Source organism: Saccharopolyspora sp. NPDC002686 (assembly GCF_040295745.1).
Taxonomy (GTDB): Bacteria; Actinomycetota; Actinomycetes; order Mycobacteriales; family Pseudonocardiaceae; genus Saccharopolyspora; species Saccharopolyspora oryzae.
This window is the reverse complement of record NZ_JBEOVY010000450.1, coordinates 1-5365: the sequence shown is the minus strand read 5'-3', so window position 1 is coordinate 5365 and position 5365 is coordinate 1. Positions and strand designations below refer to the sequence as shown.

General features: G+C 71.7%; 6 protein-coding genes. 4 read left to right on the top strand and 2 right to left on the bottom strand.

Going from position 1 to position 5365, the window contains the following annotated elements; translation table 11 throughout:
* Positions 1-476 (bottom strand): primosomal protein N' family DNA-binding protein (locus tag ABTZ89_RS35205; protein WP_502949645.1); only part of this gene is annotated, 476 nt, incomplete at its 3' end.
* A 323-nt stretch (positions 477-799) separates the two neighbouring features.
* Here ABTZ89_RS35205 and lysA point away from each other — a divergent pair.
* The 4 genes from lysA (at position 800) to ABTZ89_RS35185 (ending at position 4604) form a co-directional block, all read left to right on the top strand.
* Positions 800-2119, top strand: a complete 1320-nt coding sequence (gene lysA / locus ABTZ89_RS35200; RefSeq protein WP_270954321.1) for a diaminopimelate decarboxylase — start codon at positions 800-802, stop codon at positions 2117-2119.
* Between the two features lie 110 nt (positions 2120-2229).
* Positions 2230-3243: a LacI family DNA-binding transcriptional regulator gene (locus ABTZ89_RS35195; RefSeq protein WP_270954322.1), complete on the top strand. Its 1014-nt coding sequence runs from the start codon at positions 2230-2232 to the stop codon at positions 3241-3243.
* Positions 3244-3336: 93 nt separating this feature from the next.
* Positions 3337-4059, top strand: coding sequence for an SDR family oxidoreductase (locus tag ABTZ89_RS35190; protein WP_351053098.1), 723 nt, complete (start codon positions 3337-3339; stop codon positions 4057-4059).
* 86 nt (positions 4060-4145) lie between these two features.
* On the top strand, positions 4146-4604 hold the full coding sequence (locus ABTZ89_RS35185; RefSeq protein ID WP_270954324.1) for a tRNA (cytidine(34)-2'-O)-methyltransferase: 459 nt from the start codon (positions 4146-4148) through the stop codon (positions 4602-4604).
* On the opposite strand, the gene ABTZ89_RS35180 is transcribed toward ABTZ89_RS35185, so the two are convergent.
* Positions 4601-5275 (bottom strand): YwaF family protein, encoded by a 675-nt coding sequence (locus ABTZ89_RS35180; RefSeq protein ID WP_351053095.1) that lies wholly within the window; start codon positions 5273-5275, stop codon positions 4601-4603. The two genes, ABTZ89_RS35185 and ABTZ89_RS35180, sit on opposite strands and share 4 nt — an antisense overlap.
* Positions 5276-5365 lie beyond the last annotated feature (90 nt).

Below are 5365 nucleotides of genomic sequence, written 5' to 3'. Positions count from 1 at the left end.
AGACCGATGCCGAGCACGATCGTCGGTACCGCAAACGCGCTGGAGAACAAGTTGTCCAGCACCGACCGGCCCGGGAACAGGTAGCGGGCCCAGCTCGCGGCCTCCGGTCGCGGCGGGGTCGGGCCGGGTTCGCTCGGGGCCTTCTTCTCCGCTCCGGCGTGCCGGGGCGGGATGGCCAGGCGCACCACGTCGGTGAGCATGCCGCCGTAGCGGGTGGCCACCGCCCGGGCCATCTCCAGCAGCTCCGGCGTCAGCACCGGCTCGGGCGAGGACACCCGCTCGACCCAGGACAGGGCGCCCTTGAAGTCGGTGGTCTCGTTGCGCTCCAGCAGGTAGCCGTCGACCAGCTTGCCGCGGAAGCGCACCCGCACCCGGCAGCCGGGCACCGCGTCGGCATCGAGCCGGTCGGGCACCTGGTAGTCGAACGGCCGGTCCAGGTGCACGGGCAGCGGGACGTCGACCAGCACGCGGGCCACCGGTCGGTGTTGCGCAGCGGTCCGCTCCTCCGTCGCCCCCTTCCGCTTCCGGGGTGTTGCACCTGCCATACGTCTTCTCTACCAGAAGCCCCGGACCAGGCCGTCAACAGCACATCAGGACGTGCGGGCGGCGTGTCAGGACCGCGCCCGGACCCTGGTCCGCCCGTCCCGACCCGGCGTAGTCCTGGAAGCCCCCAGCGCGGAGAACCGATAGCTGCTCAACCGCACCTCGGGGGCCGTGACGCGAACCAGCCACGAGAAACCGCAGAACACGAGATCAATCCCGAACGCAACCCACACCGAGGAGAGGCGGGACAGACCCGATGACATTGGCCGAACTGCTGCCGACCTACCGCCGGAGCCTGCCCGAGAAGCTGCCCGCCGCGATCTGGCCGGACGCGGCCGAGGCGATGCCCTCCGGCGACGTGGCGGTGAGCGGTGTCTCGCTCACCGAGGTCGCCGAACGCTTCGGCACCCCGAGCTACGTGCTGGACGTGCAGACCGTCCGCTACCGGTGCCGCGCCTACCGCGCGCTGGACGCCGAGATCGCCTACGCGGGCAAGGCGTTCCTGTGCCGCCGGATGGCCCGGCTGATCGCCGAGGAAGGCCTGTCGCTCGACGTCTGCTCGGGCGGGGAGCTCGCCACCGCCGCGGCCGCCGGCTTCCCCGCCGAGCGGATCTTGTTGCACGGCAACGCGAAAACCGATCTCGAGCTGCGGGCCGCGGCGCGCGCCGGGGTCGGCCGGGTGGTGATCGACTCGGTGGCGGAGGTCGACCGGCTGGTCGGTCCGCAGGACGTCCTGGTCCGGGTGACGCCGGGCATCGACGGGCACACCCACCGGGCCGTGGCCACCGGCGTCGAGGACCAGAAGTTCGGCTCGTCCCTGGCCGGTGGGCAAGCGGCGGCGGTCGTGGCCCGGGTGCTCTCCCGTCCCGAGCTGCGGCTGGTGGGGCTGCACTGCCACCTGGGCTCGCAGATCGCCGGGGTCACCGGGTACGAGGAGGCGGTGCGGCGCCTCGTGGCCTTCCTCGCCGACATCGCGGTTCGGCACGGGGTCGCGTTGCCGCAGCTCAACCTCGGTGGCGGGCATGCGGTGGCCTACCGCCCCGGCGACGCCTCGTTCAACCTGTCCGGCTTCGCCGCCCGCATCCCCCGCGTGCTGGGTTTCGAATGCCGGAAGCACGGTCTCGTGCCGCCGCGCCTGACGTTGGAGCCGGGTCGGGCGATCGTGGCGCGAGCCGGGGTGACGCTGTACCGGGTGGTGACCGTGAAGCACACCAGCACCCGGACCTACGTCGCCGTGGACGGCGGCTTCAGCGACAACCCGCGCCCCGAGCTGTACGACTCGCGCTACACCGCGCGCCTGGTCGGCCGGGCAGGTGACGTGCAGAAGCGCTCGATGCGCGTGGTCGGACGCCACTGCGAAGCCGGTGACGTGCTGATCCCCGACGTGCAGCTGCCGTCCGACATCCGCGCCGGCGATCTCCTCGCGGTCCCGTGCACCGGCGCCTACCACCACTCGATGGCCTCGACCTACAACCTCGTCCCCCGTCCCCCGGTGCTGGCGATCGACGATGGCGCGGTCGAGGCCTGGATCCGCCGCGAAACCGAAGCCGACCTCCTCCACCGCGACATCGCCTGACCGTCGTGAGCGCGCACGCGGGCTGGAGCACGCCTGCGCACCCACGACGGGGTTCCGGGCTCGGGTGGGGCGTAATAGCCTGAGCGGCGGTTCGAAGGTGAGGAGATGCGATGGCGGGACCCATCCGGCCGACGATCGCTGACGTCGCGCGGGCGGCCGGGGTGTCGCGCACGACCGTGTCGCACGCGCTCAACGGCATCGGCAAGGTCGATCCGCGGACGCGGGAGCGGGTGGCCCAGGCCGCCGCCGAGCTCGGCTACCGCCCGAGCCTGCGCGCGCAGCGGCTGCGCAGCGGCCAGTCGCGGACCATCGGCCTGGTGTCGTCGATGCCGGTCGCGGTGGGCGGCGGCCCGTCCAAGCTGGGCTTCTTCATGGAGGTCGCGGCCGCGGCGGCCGAGACCGCGCTGCTGCACGGGTTCGCGCTGGTGGTGGTGCCGCCGCTGGACTCCTCCGACCCGCCGCTGGACTCGCTGGACATCGACGGCGCGATCGTCATCGAACCGGACCAGGACGACCCGACGACCAAGCGCCTGCAGTCCCGCGGGGTGCCGATCGTGACCATGGGCCCGCAGCAGGGCATGGACCTGCCGCACGTCGACCTGCGCGCACCGCAGGTCGGCCGCCTGCTGCTGGACCACCTGCGCGAGCAGGGCGCGGACCGGATCGCCCTGCTCATGGGCAGCGGGCATCGCAGCTGGTACGTGGACCTGGCGGAGGTCTACGCGGAGTTCGCGCGCGAGCACGGCATGCCGCCGCTGGTCGTCGAGGCCGACGAGTCGGGCGGCGAGGAAACCGGGCAGGCCGCGTGCGAGGAGCTGCTGGCGCAGCACCCCGAGGTCGACGCGATCTGCGCGGCGGTGGACGCCTTCGCCATCGGCGCAGTGCGCGCAGCGGCGGTGCGCGGGCTCGACATCCCGGGGGACCTGCAGGTGGCGACCCGCTACGACGGCGTCCGGGCCCGCACCAGCACCCCGACCTTGACCGCGGTGGACCTGCACCTGGCGCAAGCTGCGTCGAGCGCGGTCGAACTCCTGCTGGCGAACCTGAAGGGCACCGAGGCCGCCCAGGTCGTGAGCAACCCCGACCCGCGACTGGTCCCCCGCGACTCCACCCGCACCCGCTGACTCGTGAGCACTTCGGGGCGCTATGGCACCTCGAACCACTCACGAGACGAATTCCGGACCGGTTCCCGCCGCAATTGCCGAGACGATCGGCGCATGGCACTTCACGGCAGGACAGCGGTCGTCACCGGAGGATCCCGCGGCATAGGGCGGGCGATCGTGCAGCGCTTGGCAGCCGACGGGGCGACCGTGCTGTTCAGCTACGTCCGCGACGAAGCCGCCGCCGACGCGCTCAGCGCCAGCACGGGAGCTCAGGCCGAACAGGTCGACGTCGGTGAAACCGACCAGGTGGCAAGGCTTTTCGCGGTCGCCGACGAGCACCTCGGCGAGCTGGACATCGTGGTCAACAACGCCGGGATCCCGGGCAGCACGCCGCTGCTGGACACCTCCGAGGCCGAGTACGACCGGATCATGGCCGTCAACGCCAAGGGCACCTTCCTGGCGGTGCAACAGGCGGCGCGGCGGATGCGCAGCGGTGGGCGGATCATCAACATCTCCACGATGAGCACCGTTTGGGCCGGTCCCGGCGAATCCGCTTACGCCGCGAGCAAAGCCGCGGTCGAGCAGCTCACGCGGGTCGCGGCGAAGGAGCTGGGCGCGCGCGGGATCACCGTCAACGCGGTCTCGCCCGGCCCCACCGACACCGACCTGCTGCGCGGCGCGGTCGGCTCGGAAGCCATCGCGGCGACCGAGCACATGACTCCTCTGGGCAGGCTCGGACGGCCCGCGGACATCGCCGACGTGGTCGCGTTCCTAGCCGGCCCGGACGCGCGGTGGGTGACCGGTCAGAACATCCGCGCCACCGGAGGCCTGGTCTGAGCCCGGCTGCCACGAGTTGATCTCGTCGCACCAACGGTTTTCCGCCCCGGAGTGCCGCCGGGTGTGCCGGTGTGAAACGATTTCGGGTGTTTCACGTCGTCTTCTACCACCCGGAGATCCCCGGCAACGCGGGCAACGCGATCCGCATGGCGGCCGGCTCCGGATGCGCCCTGCACCTGATCGAACCGCTCGGGTTCTCCGTGGAAGACGCGAAGCTGCGCAGAGCCGGTCTCGACTACCACGACCGGGCCGCCCTGCACGTCCACCCGGACCTCGACTCGGCGTGGCGGGCGCTGCAGCCGGAGCGGATCTTCGCCTTCAGCTCGAAGGCGGAGCGCTCCTACGAAACGGTCGACTACCGGCCCGGTGACGTCCTGCTGTTCGGCCCGGAATCCACCGGCCTGCCCGACGAGGTCCTCGACGACGCGACGATGCAGGTGCGCATCCCCATGCTGCCCGGCATCCGCTCGATGAACCTCGCCAACTCGGCCGCGGTCGCGGTCTACGAGGCCTGGCGGCAGCAGGGCTTCGCCATGGGCGCCTAAGCGCGCTCGTTCCGGGTCCACGGCCAGGTCAGCAGCGCCCAGGCGACCATCCCGACGACCGCCGCCACGGCCAGGTACCAGGGCCAACCGCCCATCAAGTCGAGCAGCGACGGGTTGTTCGGCTTCCGGCTGACGAAGCCGTAGTTCGTGCCCGCCCACGCGTTGAAGACCAGCATCGCCGCGGCCCACACCACCGTCACCACCACCGCGAACCGGTAGCCGCGCCAGTCCGGGCGCACCCCGACGCCCCAGGTCAGGAACGCCGCGGCCCAGAGCACCAGCAGGTGCTGGCCCCAGAACTCGATGAACTGCAGCGACGGGAAGTCCGGCGCGTCCAGGGCGGGCGTGATCATCGCCTGCGGCGTCAGCGTCAACCCCCAGTAGTAGAGGAGCGCGCACGCCAGCGGCTGCCGCGTCCACAGCGCGAAGGCGCTGACCATCCACGCGAGGTCGCACAGGTGCAGCGGCAGGGAATCGCCGATGTCCCACCGCGAGGGCAGCATCCCGTAGATCACCAGCGGCACGTCGAACGCCACGACCACCACGGCGAAGACCCGCGCGACCAGCGTGATCGTCCCGGCCTCACGACACCGGCGTCCGAGCACGACGACGGCAACGGCCCCGACCACGATCAGCGCCATCAGCACCAAGTGCGACGGGCCGTAAGCCACGAACCGACCCCCACCAGCCCCCACACCCCAACCCTAAGCGCCCCCACCCCGGCCAACGAGGTCCGCAAGTTCAATGGAAATCAGACCTCA